Annotated in this window: 1 protein-coding gene; it reads left to right on the forward strand. The window is 71.4% G+C overall.

Annotated features, from left to right (window positions below; translation table 11 throughout):
• Positions 1–266, forward strand: a 266-nt coding sequence (locus tag SB753_RS37940) for a carboxypeptidase-like regulatory domain-containing protein (protein ID WP_410805272.1), incomplete at both ends; no start/stop codon positions are given.

The raw sequence follows: 266 nt of genomic DNA on the forward strand, positions 1-266 counted from the left end.
GGAACGACGCCGCCGACCGGGAGAGCGCGCAGCGGGTCGCCCTCACCGAGGGCGAGGGTGTCGACGGGATCGACGCGGCGCTTGACCTGGGCGGCTCGATTTCCGGTCGCGTGATGCGGCAAAGCGACGGCGAACCGCTCGAGAGCGTCACGGTGCGGGCCAGCACGCCGGACGGTTCGAGCACCGCGTCGGTCGCGACTGACAGCGACGGTGCCTACCGGATTCCGGGTCTGCGCGGCGGCGACTACATCGTGAGCTTCACTCCG

The sequence above is a fragment of the Paraburkholderia sp. SIMBA_053 genome (genome assembly GCF_046534895.1).
In the GTDB taxonomy this organism is placed as follows: Bacteria; Pseudomonadota; Gammaproteobacteria; order Burkholderiales; family Burkholderiaceae; genus Paraburkholderia; species Paraburkholderia caledonica.